The sequence below is a fragment of the Alteromonas sp. KC3 genome (assembly GCF_016756315.1).
Lineage (GTDB): Bacteria > Pseudomonadota > Gammaproteobacteria > Enterobacterales > Alteromonadaceae > Alteromonas.
On the sequence record NZ_AP024235.1, the window covers coordinates 168872 to 187890 of the forward strand.

General features: G+C 45.1%; 14 protein-coding genes. 7 read left to right on the plus strand and 7 right to left on the minus strand.

From position 1 onward, the window contains the following. Window positions 1–192 precede the first annotated feature (192 nt). From JN178_RS00765 to JN178_RS00790, 6 genes are all read left to right on the plus strand, one after another. Window positions 193–843: a DNA-J related domain-containing protein gene (locus JN178_RS00765; RefSeq protein ID WP_202263156.1), complete on the plus strand. Its 651-nt coding sequence runs from the start codon at window positions 193–195 to the stop codon at window positions 841–843. Window positions 844–1176: 333 nt separating this feature from the next. After that, window positions 1177–2319, plus strand: a complete 1143-nt coding sequence (locus JN178_RS00770) for an efflux RND transporter periplasmic adaptor subunit (protein WP_202263157.1) — start codon at window positions 1177–1179, stop codon at window positions 2317–2319. 21 nt (window positions 2320–2340) lie between these two features. After that, window positions 2341–5442, plus strand: a complete 3102-nt coding sequence (locus tag JN178_RS00775; RefSeq protein ID WP_202263158.1) for an efflux RND transporter permease subunit — start codon at window positions 2341–2343, stop codon at window positions 5440–5442. Between the two features lie 57 nt (window positions 5443–5499). Next, on the plus strand, window positions 5500–6009 hold the full coding sequence (locus tag JN178_RS00780; RefSeq protein WP_202263159.1) for an alpha/beta hydrolase family protein: 510 nt from the start codon (window positions 5500–5502) through the stop codon (window positions 6007–6009). A gap of 121 nt (window positions 6010–6130) precedes the next feature. Then, window positions 6131–7972 carry a bifunctional acetyl-CoA hydrolase/transferase family protein/GNAT family N-acetyltransferase gene (locus tag JN178_RS00785; protein WP_202263160.1) on the plus strand — a complete coding sequence of 614 codons (1842 nt, stop codon included), beginning with the start codon at window positions 6131–6133 and terminating at the stop codon, window positions 7970–7972. Further along, window positions 7969–8949: a histone deacetylase family protein gene (locus JN178_RS00790; RefSeq protein ID WP_202263161.1), complete on the plus strand. Its 981-nt coding sequence runs from the start codon at window positions 7969–7971 to the stop codon at window positions 8947–8949. Before JN178_RS00785 ends, JN178_RS00790 begins: the two co-directional genes overlap by 4 nt. Window positions 8950–8954: 5 nt before the next feature. Here the strand turns inward: JN178_RS00790 and JN178_RS00795 are convergent, their stop codons facing one another. The 3 genes from JN178_RS00795 to JN178_RS00805 all read right to left on the minus strand — a co-directional run bounded on the left by JN178_RS00795 (window position 8955) and on the right by JN178_RS00805 (window position 11864). After that, the gene (locus JN178_RS00795; protein ID WP_202263162.1) at window positions 8955–9695 is read right to left on the minus strand and encodes a MauE/DoxX family redox-associated membrane protein; all 741 of its coding nucleotides are present in this window, start codon (window positions 9693–9695) and stop codon (window positions 8955–8957) included. A gap of 159 nt (window positions 9696–9854) precedes the next feature. Continuing rightward, the gene (locus JN178_RS00800) at window positions 9855–10382 is read right to left on the minus strand and encodes a DUF6436 domain-containing protein (protein WP_232369654.1); all 528 of its coding nucleotides are present in this window, start codon (window positions 10380–10382) and stop codon (window positions 9855–9857) included. Next, the gene (locus JN178_RS00805; RefSeq protein ID WP_202263163.1) at window positions 10383–11864 is read right to left on the minus strand and encodes a methyl-accepting chemotaxis protein; all 1482 of its coding nucleotides are present in this window, start codon (window positions 11862–11864) and stop codon (window positions 10383–10385) included. 271 nt (window positions 11865–12135) lie between these two features. On the opposite strand from JN178_RS00805, the gene JN178_RS00810 reads away from it, so the two are divergent. After that, complete coding sequence (locus tag JN178_RS00810; protein ID WP_202263164.1) at window positions 12136–13011, plus strand: ATP-grasp domain-containing protein; 876 nt, start codon at window positions 12136–12138, stop codon at window positions 13009–13011. 42 nt (window positions 13012–13053) lie between these two features. On the opposite strand, the gene JN178_RS00815 is transcribed toward JN178_RS00810, so the two are convergent. From JN178_RS00815 to JN178_RS00830, 4 genes are all read right to left on the minus strand, one after another. Next, a complete protein-coding gene (locus tag JN178_RS00815; RefSeq protein ID WP_202263165.1) occupies window positions 13054–14517 on the minus strand; it encodes a DUF3300 domain-containing protein in 1464 nt (487 codons plus the stop codon). Between the two features lie 145 nt (window positions 14518–14662). Next, complete coding sequence (ribA, locus tag JN178_RS00820) at window positions 14663–15277, minus strand: GTP cyclohydrolase II (protein ID WP_202263166.1); 615 nt, start codon at window positions 15275–15277, stop codon at window positions 14663–14665. A 212-nt stretch (window positions 15278–15489) separates the two neighbouring features. Further along, on the minus strand, window positions 15490–18267 hold the full coding sequence (locus tag JN178_RS00825; protein WP_232369655.1) for an EAL domain-containing protein: 2778 nt from the start codon (window positions 18265–18267) through the stop codon (window positions 15490–15492). 331 nt (window positions 18268–18598) lie between these two features. After that, the gene (locus tag JN178_RS00830) at window positions 18599–18916 is read right to left on the minus strand and encodes a hypothetical protein (RefSeq protein ID WP_202263168.1); all 318 of its coding nucleotides are present in this window, start codon (window positions 18914–18916) and stop codon (window positions 18599–18601) included. Window positions 18917–19019: the final 103 nt, after the last annotated feature.

Consider the following 19019-nt stretch of genomic DNA (forward strand, 5'->3'; position numbering starts at 1 on the left):
GTTAGTAAAGGTGCTACTTTAACAGTCTAAAATGACTTTTGGTTTACTTTTGCATGATAAAAAATGCTATCGCCACCTTGGCAATAAACATGAGCTACCATCTCAACTTACTATCCTACATTGATAGTGTTTGATTGCACCTTTAACATAGCGCATTGAATAGTTGAACGCGAATAACATGGAGTAATGTCTTTGAATAACAACAGTGAAGCCATAAAGGGGTATGAACTTAATGTCGAACTGTTAATAGATATACTCTCTACTATGCGTGAAGCATTCGCTGCTGGCACCAGCGAATTTTCACTTATTAGCCGTCTGAAACAACCCCCTTACTACTTTTTTGACGACGACGCACTGCGCGACCCCCTCATGCTGTTTAAAACCCATTTTGTACTCTTTCATGCGCTTTATCGTTTAAAGGCGCATTGGCAGCAAACGGGAACAGGCAATCTAGATATACATACGCTTAATATACAACTGCACGAGATATCACACGCATCGCATGGCGCAAGTGGGCTTCAAAACAAAGACAAACTTGCTGAGTATTACCTTAACTGGGACAACTTTCAGCAAACAAATCGCAATGAAGTAGAAAGCTTGCTTGATGATTTTTGGCAGAGTATGGCAAAAGGTAGTGCCTGTGTGTTCTCACCGCAGGATATAGAAGAGGCGCATACACTGTTGCAGTTGCCTTCTGTTGAAAATGGCGATATGCCATTACCCACACTAAAAAAGCATTACAAGAAAGCATTGTTACAGGCTCATCCTGACAAAGGTGGGAGTCAAGCTGAAGCACAATCCATTATTCGCGCATTTCAAACACTCAGGCAGCACTATTCGTAAAAATAGGATAAGAACGCATTAGGTACTCCTGTCTATTCGTATATTTTAAGCACCATTTTTACCGTTAACCGTTACTGACCGATAAGTTACGCAACTTCGGCTAGCTTCACTATCATTAGTGTAAAGATATGCGCACAATATGAGCTATATACGATGTAAAGCGTATAAGCAGTTGGCGTTTACTCAATCTTATCATTACCTATTTCGTTATCGGGTTTTACCGACAAAACGCATGTTAGGGCATTGGAAGCGCGTAGCTAAAAGCACATTATTCTTAGGTAGGCAGGAGGCAACGCTTCCTGCTGTCATTCGTTATTGGGAAATAGAAAGTCTATGAGTCGCATAGTTTATGTCACTGCAGCATTTGTTGCGCTGTTTGGTTTAGCCGCTTGTTCTAATGAAAGCGAGCAAGCGCAAGAGGCGCCGCAAGGCATGCCTGCACCTGCGGTGTCGGTTGTTACACTCACAAAGCAACCTGTAGTGCATGAAATGATATTGCCAGGTCGAGTAAGTCCATCTCGACAATCTCAAGTTAGGCCGCAAGTAGATGGTGTTATCACAGAGCGCTTGTTTGAAGAAGGTGCCTATGTTGAAAAGGGTCAGCAGCTTTATCAGATTGACGAGGCGCGTTATCTAGCACAGCTCAATAGCACAAGAGCGGACTTAAAAAGTGCGCAAGCTAATTTGAAAACACTAGAAGCAAAGGCGCGTCGCTATGACGACCTTGTGGCACAAAATGCGGTGAGTAAGCAAGAATATGACGATGTGATAGCACAAAAAGACCAAGCGCAAGCCGCTATTAGTGTTGCTGAAGCAGCGGTTGATGTTGCAAAGGTTAATATGGGCTACACCAAGGTGTATGCGCCTATTAGTGGGCGTATTAGTCGTTCATTTGTAACCGAGGGTACGCTTGTAACCACCAATCAAGCTCAACAGTTGGCAACCATAACGCAACTCGACCCTGTTTTCATTGATATGCAGGAGTCTGGCTCTGCAATTTTGACGTTACGTCAAGCAATGAGCAAGCAAGGTGCCATGGACGTTGAGCTTACCGTCGATGAAGCCACTGGTGAGCGTTACGGGCAAACAGGTAGTGTTAAGTTTTCTGAAGTTACCGTCGATGAAACTACCGGCTCGGTGACGTTGCGCGCAGAAATGCCAAACCCCGACGATGTGCTATTACCAGGCTTGTTTGTAAAAGGGCATGTGATTACGGGGCGAGAAAACGCGCTGTTAGTTCCGCAGCGCGCTACAACCCGTCAGCCTGACGGTTCACTATCGGTTTACGTGGTTAATCAAAACAATGAAGTGGAAGGTCGCACGCTAGATATTGGAAAAATTTACCGTGATAAATACGTGGTAAAAGGCGGCGTGAGTGAGGGCGAACGCGTAATTGTTACCGGCTATCAAAAAGTGAAACCGGGGGCAAAAGTGAACCCTTCAGATTGGCAACCTTCATCACGCGGTTCTCGCTAAGCAAACAAGGAATTACGTATTATGGCTCGTTTTTTTATAGACAGGCCCGTGTTTGCATGGGTACTGGCAATTATTACCATGATGGCAGGCGTGCTCGCCATCTCCACTTTGCCTATTGAGCAATATCCTAAGGTTGCACCGCCAACGGTGAGTATCAGCGCCGCCTACCCAGGTGCATCCGCCGAGACCGTCGAAAATTCAGTAACACAAGTTATCGAGCAGAACCTGTCAGGTATTGACAACCTGCGCTACTTTTCAGCAAGTAGCTCCAACAGCAGTATGTCGATTAATTTGACCTTTGAACCTGGGACAGACCCGGACATTGCGCAGGTACAAACGCAAAATAAAGTACAAGGCGCATTACCTCTGTTACCTAATCAAGTTCAGCAACAAGGTGTCACGGTAACTAAGTCAAACAGTGCGTTTGCGCTGGTAATTGGCTTTTATTCTGAAGATGACACTATGACTCAATACGATTTGAGCGACATGCTGATATCACAATTTAGGGATCCCATTTCCCGTGTGAATGGCGTTGGCAACGTAAGGGTATTCGGTGCGCAGCGTTCAATGCGTATTTGGTTAGACCCCGATAAATTGTATAGCTATAACCTGACACCTAATGACGTACAAGCTGCGGTTCAAGTGCAAAACACCGACGTGTCGGCGGGTCAGTTAGGTGGTATGCCGGCAATAGAAAACCAGCAAATAAACGCAACCATTCAGGCGCAAAGTAGGCTTCAGACTGTAGACGACTTTGAAAGCATTGTATTGCGGGTAAATACTGACGGTTCGCAGGTGCGTGTACGCGACGTGGCACGTGTAGAGCTTGGTGCTGAAAGTTACGATGTCATAGTTCGCTACGACAGAAATCCTGCGTCGGGTATGGCGGTTAGTTTGGCCTCAGGTGCAAATGCATTGGACACCATTGAGGCAGTAAAAGCGCGGGTAGAAGAGCTCCGAGCAAACTTGCCCGACAGCGTAAAAGTTGTCTATCCGCTAGATAGCTCCCCCTTTATTGAGCTGTCGATAGAGTCGGTTGTACATACGCTTATTGAAGCGGTCGTATTGGTATTTTTAGTTATGCTGCTGTTCTTACAGAATTGGCGCGCAACACTTATTCCTACCATCGCTGTTCCTGTAGTACTGCTGGGTACATTCGCAGTACTGCTCGCCTTTGGTTTTAGTATTAATGTGTTAACCATGTTTGCCATGGTGCTTGCCATTGGCCTGTTGGTAGATGATGCGATTGTGGTGGTTGAAAACGTCGAACGCATCATGGAAGAAGAGGGGTTATCGCCTGCTGAAGCGACCAAAAAGTCGATGAGCCAAATAACCGGGGCATTAGTCGGTATAGCCGCTGTGCTGTCTACTGTGTTTATTCCGATGGCATTTTTTAGCGGCTCGGCAGGGGCTATTTATCGACAGTTTTCTATCACCATAGTCTCAGCAATGGGGTTTTCGGTATTGGTTGCTATTGTGCTCTCACCTTCACTTTGCGCAACACTGCTAAAGAAACATCCAGAAGATCATGACAAAAACAAAGGTTTCTTTGGATGGTTTAATCGCAATTTCAACAAAGGTCGAGATGCGTATCAGCGCACCACAACACATATGGCTGGCCGCTTGAAGCGTTACTTTGTGGTATACGGGTTACTTGTGGGCGGTATGGTTGTGATTTTTAATCAATTGCCGGGTGCCTTTTTACCTGATGAAGACCAAGGCCGTATGATGGTGCTAGTAAGCACGCCGCCAGGCGCGACAGCTGGGCGTACCCTTGAATCGGTCAAACAGGTTGAAGACTATATTTTGGATAACGAGCAAGAAGCCGTTAACGGTATGTTTGCAGTGGTTGGCTTTAGCTTTGCTGGGCAAGCGCAAAATGCGGGTATGGCGTTTTTGAACTTTAACGACTGGGACGAACGCGATGAAAGTAATTCTGCATTTGCAGTAGTCGGGCGAGCCTTTGGTGCATTTAGTCAAATTCAGGATGCTTCAGCCTTTCCTATTGTACCTCCGCCAATCATGGAGCTAGGCAATGCAACTGGCTTTGATGTGCAGCTGGTTGACCGTGCAGGCAATGGTCATGAGGCGTTGATGAATGCCCGTAACCAGTTGTTGGGCATGGCGGCTCAAAACCCTAAGCTGGCTGGCGTACGCCCCAACGGTTTAAGCGATGTACCCCAATTTAAAATTAACATCGACAGTGAAAAAGCGTCGGCACTAGGGTTAAACCTAAGTGAAATTAACAGTGCGCTACAAATAGCGTGGGGTTCAAGCTACGTTAACGACTTTATTGATAAGGGCCGTATTAAGCGTGTTTATATGCAGGCAGACGCGCCACATCGCATGACACCAGATGATTTAGACAAGTGGTTTGTGCGCAATAATGACGGCGAAATGGTAGCCTTTAGCACCTTTGCCACAACTGAGTGGGTGTATGGTTCACCGAAGCTTGAACGCTTCAACGGCGTATCATCAGTGAATATTCAAGGCAGTCCGGCCGAAGGCATTTCATCGGGTGAAGCTATGGCTGAAATGCAAAAGTTAGTCTCTCAGTTGCCCCCAGGCTTTGCTATTGAGTGGTCAGGACTATCGTTTGAAGAGCAACAGGCGGGCTCACAGGCGCCTATGCTTTATGCCATTTCTATTCTTGTTGTGTTCTTATGCCTAGCCGCACTTTATGAGAGCTGGTCTGTACCATTTGCGGTTATGTTAGTCGTGCCTTTAGGTATATTGGGCTCGGTAACTGCCGCTTACCTTTTCAACTTGCCTAATGACGTTTACTTGCAGGTGGCGTTTTTGACAACAGTTGGATTGGCGGCGAAGAACGCTATCTTGATTGTCGAATTTGCCAAAGAGCAATATGAGAATGGCGAAGACCTTATGACCGCCGTAGCCAATGCCGCTACCCAGCGATTCCGTCCTATTTTGATGACATCTATGGCCTTTATTCTAGGCGTTACGCCACTCGCTTTAGCAAGTGGCGCGGGTGCGGCAAGTCAAAATGCAATAGGCATCGCGGTAATGGGAGGTATGTTTGCTGCGACATTCTTAGCTATTTTCTTTGTGCCTATGTTCTATGTCTTCGTTGAAAAATTGTTCCACAAAGAAGACAAACGATAAGAAGTTGCGCTACAGTGAGAAAAAACATTTTTATTTTTTCAAACAGGGATATTGGTGATGACCACCGTTGTTTTTTCTCACGGCAAAGAAAGTGGCCCATGGGGCAGTAAAATTACCACACTGTCAAATGTGGCAACTGATATGGGCTTTGCGGTAGAGAGTATTGATTATCGCGATCTCGACTGCCCCGAAGCCCGTCTTAAGCGTCTTAAAGAAACCATTGAAGAAAAGTGCAACGACGTCATTTTAGTCGGCTCTAGTATGGGTGGTTATGTATCGCTTGCTGCCGCTAGCCATATATCGGCTAGAGGCGTTTTTCTGATGGCCCCCGCGCTGTATATGCCTGGCTATGAAGTACAGCGATTTCCATACGATGGGTATGTAAGTGTTGTTCACGGCTGGAACGATGACATCATCCCGATAGAAAACAGCTTAAAATACGCACGTCATCAAAAAGCTCAGTTATTGTTGTTAAACGATGGCCACCGACTGGCTAACAGTAAATCTGTGATATCCCCATTTTTTAGAAACTGGCTAGAGAAGTTTAAGCTCTTACACGCGTATTAAAGGCCGTAACAGCACAGCTCTCTACGACTAATCGCTTATAGTCATCGAGCAAGTCACAGTCCCGCAGCTTGCCGTTTTTGTGGCATGATAAAACAATGACGACGACAAAGGCACAACGGATATGACAATCAGTTTACCGCAAGCCCCCCATTGGCCTTCGTTAATAAAATCTGGCTGTCGGGTTTTTGTGGGCGGCAATGCCGCCGTTCCTCACGCGCTCGTGCAGCACCTTATCGATAATAGCGACGGCTTTAGCGATATAGAACTCGTTCATATGCTAGCGCTTGGCGATACTCGGTGGGTAAGAGAAGAATATAAGAATTTATTCAAGGCCAATACGTTCTTTATTGGCGGTGAAAACATGCGTAAAGCCGTGGATGAAGGGCGAGCTGATTACACGCCAGTGTTTCTTTCAGAAATATCGAGTTTGTTCAGTGACGGCACCTTGGCACTCGATGCCGCCCTAGTGAACGTGAGCCCACCTGACGAATTTGGTTATTGTTCCTTAGGACCTGCTGTCGATATTGCCATGTCAGCGATTCGCCAGAGTAAGAAAGTGATTGCGCAAATCAACCCCCAGATACCGCGTACTGCGGGACATTCTTATATTCATATCAGTGAAATAGATGCCTGTATTGAAGCCGAGGAGCCATTGGTAGAAGTCAGCCCTCCTCCTATTGATTCGGTAGCTGAACGTATAGGGCAATATGTGTCTATGTTGGTGGATGACGGCGCAACACTGCAGTTTGGTATAGGCAAAATTCCAAGCGCAACGCTGAAGTACCTGTGTAACCACAAAGATATAGGCATTCACAGTGAAATGCTCACAGACAGTATTATTGAGCTACTGGAATCGGGTGCGATTACCAATAAAAAGAAAACTTTTCACCCGGGTAAAATAGTGACGAGCTTTGCCATAGGCACACGCAAGCTTTATGACTTAATTGACAGTAACCCTCATATAGAGTTTTACCCCAGCAGCTATGTAAATAAGCCAACAAATATTGCCAAGAACGACAATATGGTGGCAATAAACAGCGCGCTTGAAGTGGACTTAACTGGCCAAGTCGTCGCAGATTCACTGGGATACGATTTTTATAGTGGCATAGGCGGGCAGGTCGACTTTGTTACAGGTGCTTCAATTAGCAAAGGAGGCAAAGCTATTATTGCGCTGCCATCTACTGCTAAAGGCGAAAGCGTTTCCCGTATTACTCCGCGTATTAGTGAAGGGGCAGGGGTGGTAACTTCTCGCGGTAACGTACAGTATGTGGTAACCGAATATGGTATTGCCTCGTTAAAAGGGAAAAGTATTCGCGAGCGCGCACTAGAACTTATTCGGGTGGCACATCCAAAGTTTCGTGCCGCATTACTTGAAGACGTTCGACAGCACTATTGGGTGCCGCACTACCAAGAGAAATACCCCACAGACATTCCTGAATTAGGCGCTATTCAGCTTAAGAAGTTACATATTCAGGGTGAAACATTTTATATGCGCCCATTAAACCCCGCTGATGAACGTAGGTTGCAGGAGTTCTTCTACTCGCATACAAAAGAAACGCTGCGTCTGCGGTACAACTACGACCCGAAACAAATGTCCCGTGAAAAGTCGTGTAACTTGGTGTCAGTAGACCAAAGCACCGATGCTGCATTGTGTATTGTTAGGCAGGAAGGGTCGAGAATTACGATTCATGCCGTTGGGCGCTTTTACTACAACCCGTCGGACAATACCTGTGAGGCAGCATTTGTTACCCGCGAAACTCAACAAGGTAAAGGTATGGCCAGCCGGTTACTTAATGAACTGATTGGGGTGGCAAAAAAGCGCGGTATAAACAAAATGATGGCCTACGTGCGTGGCGACAACAAACCCATGATTGCAATTTTTGAGCAAGCACACTTTAAACGACAATTTACCGGTGATCCCAGTGATGTGGAGCTGGTATTAGATGTGGCATCACTTGAATGACAATAAGAATTTATCGCGCTAAGCATGGCACGAAACACGATTTGGGAAAAACGCATCCTGAATCCCCAGATAGACTATTTGCCATTGATGACCAGTTATTGGCTTCAGGTCTCGACATGATTTGCGAGCATGCTGATGCATCGGCTATCGCTGAGCCTTACCTACAACTTGCCCACGATCCCTATTACATTAAAAGCGTTTTCGAGCGCGCTGCGCAAGCTAACTTTAGTGACGAAGAGAAAACGTTGTATTCAAGTGATAAACAAACGGTTGCCTGGCTTGATGAAGATACCGGCTTGATGCGGCACAGTTTGAGCGCGGCGTTAGAGTCTGCAGGCGCGGGATGTAATGCGGTGGATTGGGTAATGGAGGGGGAAGATCGCCAAGCCTTTTGCGCTACGCGCCCGCCAGGCCATCATGCCACCTACGATAGTGCTATGGGCTTTTGTTTTTTCAATAATATAGTGATTGCGGCTCGCTATGCGCTGCAAAACTATGACCTAAAGCGCGTAGCCATTGTCGATTTTGATGTGCACCACGGCAATGGGACAGAGCACATTGTTGCAGGCGATCAGCGCATTATGCTGTTAAGCAGCTTTCAACATCCTTTTTATCCTCACTGCGGCTCCCCCGTTTCTGCAAGTAATATTCTCGCCGTCCCCCTAGAAGCAGGTACAACGGGAGAGGTTTTCAGAGAAAAGGTAGGGCATTGGTTTAATGCGCTTAACAACTTTCAGCCAGAACTCATTTTGATATCCGCCGGCTTTGATGCTCACGCAGAAGACCCAATGGCCCACCTTCGTTTAGTAGAAGATGACTATTTCTGGATAAGTCAGCAATTACGTGAAGTTGCAGACAAATGCTGTAAAGGCAGGATCGTCAGTGTGCTTGAGGGCGGGTATAATTTAAGTGCACTGGGACGAAGTGTAGTGGCCCATTTAAAAGGAATGAGCCAGCCCAAAACGACTGAGCAATAACCTCGTTAACCAAACCAACGACCTAGCATGTATATGCCTGCGCCAAACATTGCGAGATTCTCAGTGAGTGAGATGAAACCAAGAGGAAGGTCAGAGTTTCCGCCAACACATGCACATTTGAGTTCGCGCTTATCAATATAAACCGCCTTAATAACTGACACGGCACCAATAGCACCAATAAAAATTGAGATAGGCGAAACGGCATAGGCGGGTAACGCTGCTAGCATTCCAAGACCTGCGTAGGCCTCTGCAAAAGGGTAAACATAGGCATACCTAATGTGTTTCATTGCTAAAAGATCGTAAGTAATGAACTGATTAGAAAATGCGATGACATCCTGCAGTTTTTGTAACGCTAGCAATACCATAGCTACACCAATAAAGCTCATGACTGCTGTTTCAAGTGTTACGCTTAGCGCGCCTTTAACCATTAATGCAGCCACAACCAATGCGGCCAGTGAGAATGTCACAATAATAGGCGTATAGCGCGAGCCTATTTCATCCTCCTGTTTTAAATTAAAATAGTCGCGTAAGTCATCATAGCCACCTATGCGCTTATCGTTAATAAAGGTCTGAGGCGTTGTCTTAACATCGTGCTTGGCTTTAAAGCGGTCGGTTTCCTCTCGGTCCGAGAGATGATGGTCGTCAACGGTATACCCTTTGCGTTCTAGCAAGTCTTTTGACTTTAACCCAAACGGGCAAATGTGGTCAGGGGTTACCATGCGATACAATATTGCTGTTTTACTCACTGTTGTCTCCTGTAGATATTTCACACAACGAAATCGCCAGTGTGCAATTAATACGCAGAGCAGAACCAAGAATTACTTATAACTACCTACATGCAGGACAATGCTCTTACTTTCCTTCTTTGATGTTTCATATTGCATGCCAATCCTAAAAAGCGAAGGCTATGAGCAGAAGCAGCCCTCGGCATCGGCGTTAACGACAGCGCCTTGATAAGGAGAAGACTGGGTGTAGGTTACGATCCTTTCCACCAAGTTTTTACCGGTAAAACATCCGTAACCTGTGGCGTAGGGGCCCAAGTAGCGAAGTCTGAATTCGTTATCAACAACCATCAGTGCAGGCACGCGAGTCAATATGCGCTTGAGCGATGGTGTATTTTCGATATTGAAGGTCTTCAGGCTGAAATCTAGCAAATTAAAACGCTCAATCAATTGAGTTTGATGGGGAGCGGTTAGCGTTTCACAGTAGCAGTCCTGTGAAGTGCCAATATGCACGATAGTACCCGCTGAAACGCCGTTATCCTTTAAAAGTGCAATGACGTCCTCATCGAATGTGGGTGAGGTAGATTGATGTAACAAATTGCCATTTGGGTCGAACTCGCTTAACTGGCGCTGACCATAAAAAAGTAGGGCAGTCAGAATACTCACTGCCCACAATACCAGTAATGTCCAACCGAGCGACTTGGGGATCACTTAAAGCTCGAAGCGTTCGATGGCGGTTTGCATTTTCTGCGAAATTTTCGACAGTACTTCAACTTCTTTTGCAAGTGACTCTGCAGTTGCCAACTCTTCTGAGGTGTATTCGCTAAGACGCGATGTACTTTTCGCGATCGAGGCTGAAGCCGATTCTTGTTCTTCAGCAGACGTTGCAATTTCTGTCATCCTTTCACTAGCATCGCGAATTTGCTGCATAATTTCTGTCATGGCACTAGTGGCATTCTCGCTTGAGGTTACCGCTTCATCTACTAGCTGGATACACGTTTGCATTTGCTCCACAGAGCTTGCGGTCTGTGTGACTAACTGCTCGGTGATACTGGTAATTTGATCTGCACTTTCCTTGGAGCGAATAGCAAGCGTGCGCACTTCATCGGCAACGACGGCGAAACCGCGACCATGCTCTCCCGCTCTTGCTGACTCTATCGCTGCATTCAACGCCAACAAGTTGGTTTGTTCTGCCACAGCGGTAATCGAGCGCATGGCGTCAGAGATATTCGAACACTGCTCATTCAGCGCCAAGTTAGTTTTGGCCGCATCGTTTAATGTATTGCGCAATGAGTCTATGGTTCGGCTTGTACTTGAAATTGAATCACGTGTGAGCTGCGACGATGTTTGAGCCGCCGATGCCCTGTCACTTGCCAACGTCGTTTGCTCTGCCGACATTTGCATAGATTGTGCAATTTCTTCTGATGATGCAGAGACCATCGCAATTTCTTGGTCTGTGTTGCGGCTAATTTCGAACATACTTCCTGCCGCTTGTTCCATTTCACTACAGCCACGAACAACTTCGTTAGTGAGTGAAGACGCTAGCTCTATCAACTCTTTTACTTGATCGATAAGGGCGCCAAATGGCTTCACAATCGCATGGCTTCTATTGATATTGACACTTAGGTCTAATTTCCCGTCATCTTTAAGCATACTTTCAATTGTTAAACGAAGCTCTGCGGCTCCAGCGCCTTCTTGGTGAGCTTGTTTAGCCATGTACATCAGTACACCCCCTTCTGCTACAGCAAATGCCGCATGCATTAGAAGGATAGAAAAAGTCACGTGACCTTCTTCGAATATAAATAGCCCTGCGCCACCCGACTGCAAAAAGAAAAAACTTATATGATGAACTGCAACGACCAGCGTACCCGTGGCAACGACCTTCCAGTCGCGAAAGTAAGATAGAAATGCCAACAAGACAAAAATCTCAAAGTGCATTTCAATAAGGCCAAAAGACTGGTGGATATGCAATGCGGTCAGTAGCTGTGCACCGATGGCCATTGCGTGCCGACTTATAGTCGAATAGGGGTCTTGAAAGCTTAGTGCCAATGGAATGGCGGCAATAGGTATACCGAAAAGAAAAGCAGGTAATAGCTCACCGGTTATAAGACCAATTATTACGGCTATTACGACTTGAGCAATAATGACAACGCGAAAGATCTTCTGACCTTCCAGCAACCAAGGATACTGCATGCCAATCTCCAAACGAATCTCTAGGCTAAGTGTAGGTTATAAAATAAAGGTGTGCTATTTTCGGTGGATTGTACGTAGGTACTCGATTTTGAACCATTTAACTTTAGTATCGCTTTAGACTAATTGACTAATCTTAAGCACAGATGGCTTTAATAATACGTCCTTGTTGAGCTAACGAAACGGCAACAATATCTTGCTCACCAGCACGAATACAATTAAGTCGGTTGTTACCCGTTATCAATCGTAAAAGATCATTTTAATAAGGTGCTTTATGCCACATATCGCTTTTCTATCTACCGATAATCTTGAAGCCTTTTTTGTATACGACGAACTGTTAATTCCTTATTTTGAGAACAAGGGGTGGCAAGTGTCTACGGTATCTTGGCACAGCAAGACCGCTAATTGGGATGATTACGACTACGTCATCGTGCGAAGTACTTGGGACTATCAGCAACATGCTAAGGCATTTTTGTCTTGCCTTAAAAAAATTGAACAGTCCACGGCTATTTTGCTTAATGGTTTAGCACTCATTAAATGGAATATAGAAAAGCACTACTTAAAAGATATAGCAAAACATCGGGTACCTATTGTTGATACGCTATGGTATAGCAGTTTTGATAAGGCAATGATTGCCGAGGCCTTCGAAAAATTTGAAAGCGACACTATTGTGATTAAGCCAGTACTAAGTGCCAACGCTGATGATACGTTTAAATTAAATCGCATCGAATGGTTGGCGCAATCAGCGCATCTGGAAACTGTATTTAAGTCGCGGGACTTCATGATTCAGCCCTTTTTGAATAGTGTGGTTGATGAAGGTGAGTATTCACTTTTTTATTTCGGTGGTATTTATAGTCATGCAATTAAAAAAGTGCCTGAAAAGGGCGACTTTCGGGTACAGGAAGAGCACGGTGGAAGCTTGTATGCAATTGATGCTGACAGTGAGCAACGTGAAATAGCGACACAGGCGTTAGCGGCAATGCCAGAATCAGCGCTATATGCGCGTGTCGACCTTGTTCGCCAGCGCGATAAGTGGGCAATTATGGAACTAGAGTTAATAGAGCCTTCATTGTATTTTAACTTGGATGCTGCGTCGCCCGAACGCTTTGTAGACGCCATGCTGGCATTTCATGATTCACAACAGCAGTAAAAGAGCCCCGACAGCGCAGATCAACTGCCGGAGCCAAAAGGGTTAGTCTTTTGAGAACTTGCGTTGTGACGACTTATCACCATGTGATACGCGAGCTTGTGGTTTTGCGCTATAGGTCTCCCTTTCAATACGACGCGGTTTAGCACTTTGCTGTGGCCTAACAGTGCGTTGAGGTTTAATGCGCTGCTGAGCGACTTGCTGAACTTTTCGCTCAGGCTTTGCCTTCCTTAACTGACTGTCCGGCGATACACGTTGCATCGGTTGCGGTTTTGACGTTTCTATTCTCTGTGGCTTGTGCGCCTTGGGTTGAGAGTAGGCGCGCTCCACTCGCTGCGGCGCTTTTCGATCTGGCAATGATGTTACGCGTTTATCGCGTTTCAATTGGGCCATGGCAACGTCACGAGACGGTCTTTGCTGCTTAACGGCGTCCTGATTGCGCTTTAAGGCATGCTCAATATTCTGCTTGCGATCGGCACTGGTATGCCTTTGCGCTTTATCAAGACGTATATCTCGCTGTCTTAGGCCTGTCACTGCTTTTGGTGGTACCACATTACGCGCTGGGCTATGACTTGCCGAGCTATGACGTACCGGAGTATGACTTCGTACTACCCCTTTGTGCTGATAACGCGCTGGCGCACTGTGAACAACCCGTGACGAGTAACGAGCACGTCGATGATCTGTGCGGTGTTCCCAGCGTTGATAACCATTGCTGATAACGCGCTTTCCCGGGCTGCCGTGGTAGTAGCGACGTACCGGCGTGCGATGGATTACAACATGGCGGTTATGCCAATGAACGCCACCAAAGTAAAACGCTGTTGATAAGCGCACGCGAGGCGCCCAGTATACATTATGGTGATGATGGTAGCTTACCCTGTGACTCCAGAATATCGGTGCTGTCGCATGCCACCAATGGCCGTATACAACATGTGGGTTGTAGTAGGGTACATACACGACTTCACGTTGGCGCGGCTCAATATAAATAATTTCACGGTCGCGCTGTCGCTCTGTCTCTACTTCAATATAGTCGTTAGTAACCAAGTTACCGGTATTGTGAGCGTGCTGTCGCAATACCTGAACGCGATCGAGCACACGCGCTTGGCTTATCAGAACGTTATCGCCTAATTGCTGCAGCCATTCGAGGTCTTTTGCCATGGTATTAAGTAAATCAGCAAAAGGGGCCAATGCTTTAACACTGGGATCCCAAGTCACTCCCTCTAGCACATTTTCAACTTGCTCAGGAGTAAGATGCTGATTGCTTTGACGCCAACGGTCCGCAGCAACAACGTCGAGCGGGTATGTTGCCGCTATAAGGATATGCGTAAGCAAACTATCTGGATACAACGCAATGGGTGCCAAAATACTATCGAGTTCGGCATCTGAATATTGCTGTTCGCTGGTGACAACTGAAAGTTCAGAGGTCGTTGGCACAGTGCTCGACTGTGCTAACACAGGAAGGGCACTTGCGCTAGACAGCGCAATAAGAACAGATAAGGTTATATTTTTCATACATTCTCCTTACATTGCTTTGTCACCGATAATCAAATCATGTGAGCAATGTGGTAAGTCTGTATACGTTATAACCAGTACTTAATTAACGTAACCTGAATAGATAAAAAAAGCCCGCAAGGTTGCGGGCTTTTTTCGGTTGCGATTATTTGAAAACGTGAGGGTCGAAAGCGTGTCCAAGCTTTTCTGTTTTCGTCTTCAAGTAATGTTTATTGTCTTTTGTGATGCCATGATCAATGGGTTTGCGAGCGACTACATCAATGCCTAGTGCTTTAAGTGCCGCCAACTTTTTAGGATTATTGGTCATTAGCTCAACGTGCTTCACGTTTAAGGTGTCCAGCATCAACTTGCAGATATCGTAACTACGCAAGTCGGCATCAAAACCCAAATGTTCATTCGCTTCTACCGTATCCATGCCACTGTCTTGCAAGTTATAAGCACGAATCTTATTAAGCAGGCCAATACCACGGCCTTCTTGACGTAAATACAGAAGTACACCACTGCCATTATCAACGATGTTCTGCATGGCTTTCTCTAACTGAAAGCCACAGTCACAACGCGTACTAAACAGTGAATCACCGGTTAGACATTCAGAATGGATACGAATTGGCACGACATCGTCTTCTTTCCAATCGCCATAGGAAAGCGCCACGTGCTCTTGGCCGCTGGCTTCTACAAAGCCATGAATTTTAAAATCACCAAGGCGAGTGGGTAATTTTGCTGTGCTGACATATTCGTATTTTGGCTGTTTGCTACTCATGTTACTTCTACACTTTGGACAGTATGCAATAAGTGGGGATAACTTCTGGTTTTGCAAGACGAGCACCCACACATTTATCGATTGCGTTTTTTAACGTCTTGATTTTTAAATCCCCGATTAACAAATGGGGATATTGTGCCAAGACATACCTCTATTATACGCGTTTTCGTCCAATTTAGGGGTGTTGTGATATCACTCTTTTTTATGCGTTATTACAGTGGCGTAAATTCTGATAGTGGAGCAGGCTTAGACACACCGTAGCCTTGGGCAAAATCAATTCCCATTTTGCCCAGTTGCGCCATTATTGCATCACTTTCTACAAATTCGCCTACGGTCTGCATTCCCATTGCTTTTGCCACATCGTTGATTGAGGCAACCATAGCGGTATCGACACTGTCGTTGAGCATATCTTTGATAAACATACCGTCAATTTTCACCAAGCTTACAGGTAAACTCTTCAAGTAACTGTATGAGGAAAAGCCGCTGCCAAAATCATCCAGGGCAAAAGAACAACCTAAACGATTAAAAGTTTGCATAAAGTTAAGCGTGTCTTCCATCTTGATAATGGCTACAGACTCGATAACTTCAAAGCAAATTTTATGGTAGGGAATACCATAAGTTTCAAACGCATTTAATATAAATAGCGTAAAGTCTCTGTCAGCTAGAGAGTGGCAATTGAGGTTGATACTACAGCGTTTAAGCTCAGCCAAATGTTGCGGATTATCAGCCAACCATTTAAACGTATTAGTAACGACCCATTTATCAACACTTACGTTCATTTCAAAACGTTCTGCTGTGGGTAAAAAATTAGCAGGCTCTACAATGCGTCCATCGGCTTCATGAAGTCGCAAGAGTACTTCGTAATAGTGACCATCGTTCGGTTTGTTAAGTGGCCTAAGCGATTGATAGTAAAGTGCAAAACGACCTTCTTCTAAGGCTAGGTTAATTGATGAGACCCAGTCGAGCTCTCGCTGGTAGCGCTGCATACTTTCGTCATCTTTATTATATTTGTGAACTTGGTTTCTGCCTTGCTCCTTGGCAAAGTAGCACGCTGCATCTGCCATACTGAGGTAATTGCCAGCGCTGACGGTAGGGTCATCACACACCACCATGCCTATACTAACGCCTAAATTGAAAATGCGGTTATCCCACATAAAGCGATAGGCCTGTACCGCGTTAAGGATCCTGATAGCACTTAAATACACTTCATCTTCGTCAGTATCGGTATAAATAATACCGAATTCATCACCGCCTAAACGCGCAAGTAAGGCGTTTGGATTTAGGCTATTTTCAATCAATCGGGCAATATCTTTAATAAGTACATCACCGGCTTTATGACCGCAAGTATCGTTCACCACTTTGAAACGGTCTAAGTCGAGAAACAGTAAGCAGGTTGGTAGTGCACCACACTTAGCCACCTTCGCTTTAAATTCGGTTTCAAATTGTCGGCGGTTATAGACACCTGTGAGCGAGTCGTGAGTGGCCAAATATTGAAGACTTAGGTCAGATTGTTTTTTCTCAGTAATATCGATTATTGAACCAAATAAAAAGTTGCCATCGTCGTTCTCTCTTATTTGACAGGAAAGTGAGAACCAAAATTCGCTACCATCTTGTCGTTTGCCTCTAATTTCCTTTCCTGTCACGTGACCCTGATGAGATATTTCTCCAAGTAGAATATGTCGGTCTTCAGGGTTGGCATAAAATGCTTTCGTGCTTGCTGCTTCGCTGAGCATCTGTGCTTCATTTTGATAACCAAACACCTTACACATGGCTGGATTAACAGAAATAAGCTCGCCGTCCCAAGTGGACGTATAGTGACCTTCCGCTGAATTTCTAAAGAGGTCATAGAAGTGGTTTAAGTTCTCAATAGTTTCTGCTTGGTTTGAGAGCTTTTTTTGATTGAGTGAGCGTTCTTTTGTGATAACCGCAAAACCAAAACACATAAACCCTGTGGTAAGGAAGAACAGCATGCCGATGGTCGATTGTACGGTGTAGACTAAGTCACCAAAGAGATTCAATACCACTAAGGCATAAAACGCAAAGAACGACAGCCATGCCACTGAGTATGTGCGGCTAACTGCAATACTGTCTTTATCTCTAAACAGTTGAGCCAGAAAAACATGGTAGAGCCCCATGCAGGCCATCATCAATAGTATTGCTAAGGTGATGGCATAAGTGTCTAAGGTAAAACTATAGACGGTAACGGCAACAGGAATTATGAAATTGATTGCCCTAAGGACAAACGGAATTCGCTCAAAAAGGTGATGGGTGACTTTACCAATACACAGCAATAGCATGCAAAAGCACACAATAAACGCGAGTTCTATGGCATTAGTTAAACTTGGCCACAGCGATAAACCGCCTTGGGTAATAAAAAGTAACGCGAGCAATACCAAGGAAGACATAGTCAACCAAAAGCGCGTGGGCATGCGTTGCTGAACGTACGAAAACAAGAAATAAAATGCAATTAACGACAGCATACCTGATACCGCGCCAAGTAAAGTGAGCATATTGGTGTCATGCTGCTTTAGCAGATCGCGTTCCCAGATAACCATGGGAAATTGCGTAAGCCCTTTGTCTTGAACGCCAATGAGCAGCCTTGCATTTTGGTACGGCTGCAGCGTAAAGGGTAATCGTATGGTGGGCAGAGGCTGGCGTAATGAGTAATCACCTTTACTGGCTTGATAGCGATAAGAGCGAATGATGCGTTCGCTGTCATCAAGCAGATAAATCTGTAGATCATCAACATTTAATCGGTCGATATTAAGCACAAGAGGAATGGCACTATAACCACTGTGGTGTAAATTAGTTGAGAACCACAAGCGTTGATTTTTTTCTTTAGAAACAACGCTATTGCTGTTTACTGCACCTCTCAATATATCAAAATAAGTGGCGCTATTCGGTGCAATAATAATTGATGCATGGTCATTGACTGTGGCGCGCTCAAATGACTCGTCAACACTAAGCGTAGTGCTACTGGCAAAAGCCACATTCGTCACTATCTGGCAAAGCAAAAATAATAGGGTAGTCTTTGTTAGAGAGATGAAAGGCATTGATTAAAGACCAAACTTAGACACGCTAAGTCCATGGCGTAGTGATTTTGCACAGCATTGGCTTGCACAAATTTGGCTTGCACATACAAAATGATTCATTGTTTTTGTAGTAATTAAATATGTGTTTTTAAATAGATTAATACTAGAGTTGGGCAAACGTCAAAAACATTTCATGACTACGCTTACCTTAGTGCGATGAGTCACCATTATTTAACCATTTATGCTTTTATCTTGTTAACAAGCCTGCGATGGTGAATGAATCGGATGGCTATGCTTGATGTAAATAGCGTAAAAGCAGATGAGGATCATTATGTGTTCCAATCGGCTCAAGCCATATGGCTTCGCATAGCCATTCTACGCACAGAATACACCTTAGCGACGCGTCATCAGTTTGTGCATTCAGTACCAATTGAAAACGGTCTGCTCCCCAGTCAGGCTCTGACTGCGTAAAACCGAATAAGGCCGAGAATTCATTAACCCATTGTTGTGTTTTCAAAGGCGTAGGGGGTAAGGGTAGACGTATTTCAACACTGTTTTCAGTAAGGGTTGTGTTATCTAAAACGGCGTTTTTCGTCAGTTGTGACATGATGGACTTACCTAAAATTTGTAAAGGCGCGCCTTAATTAAACCAGCGTGCAAAAAACGGTGTATAACAATAGACATAATACATCACAATAATAATCGCGTTA

Bases quoted from the DNA above. Each gene is read 5' to 3' on its own strand.
- JN178_RS00770 (WP_202263157.1), top strand. From the start codon at position 1,177: ATGAGTCGCATAGTTTATGTCACTGCAGCATTTGTTGCGCTGTTTGGT.
- JN178_RS00775 (WP_202263158.1), top strand. From the start codon at position 2,341: ATGGCTCGTTTTTTTATAGACAGGCCCGTGTTTGCATGGGTACTGGCA.
- JN178_RS00780 (WP_202263159.1), top strand. From the start codon at position 5,500: ATGACCACCGTTGTTTTTTCTCACGGCAAAGAAAGTGGCCCATGGGGC.
- JN178_RS00785 (WP_202263160.1), top strand. From the start codon at position 6,131: ATGACAATCAGTTTACCGCAAGCCCCCCATTGGCCTTCGTTAATAAAA.
- JN178_RS00790 (WP_202263161.1), top strand. From the start codon at position 7,969: ATGACAATAAGAATTTATCGCGCTAAGCATGGCACGAAACACGATTTG.
- JN178_RS00805 (WP_202263163.1), bottom strand. From the start codon at position 11,864: ATGCAGTATCCTTGGTTGCTGGAAGGTCAGAAGATCTTTCGCGTTGTC.
- JN178_RS00810 (WP_202263164.1), top strand. From the start codon at position 12,136: ATGCCACATATCGCTTTTCTATCTACCGATAATCTTGAAGCCTTTTTT.
- JN178_RS00815 (WP_202263165.1), bottom strand. From the start codon at position 14,517: ATGAAAAATATAACCTTATCTGTTCTTATTGCGCTGTCTAGCGCAAGT.
- ribA (WP_202263166.1), bottom strand. From the start codon at position 15,277: ATGAGTAGCAAACAGCCAAAATACGAATATGTCAGCACAGCAAAATTA.
- JN178_RS00830 (WP_202263168.1), bottom strand. From the start codon at position 18,916: ATGTCACAACTGACGAAAAACGCCGTTTTAGATAACACAACCCTTACT.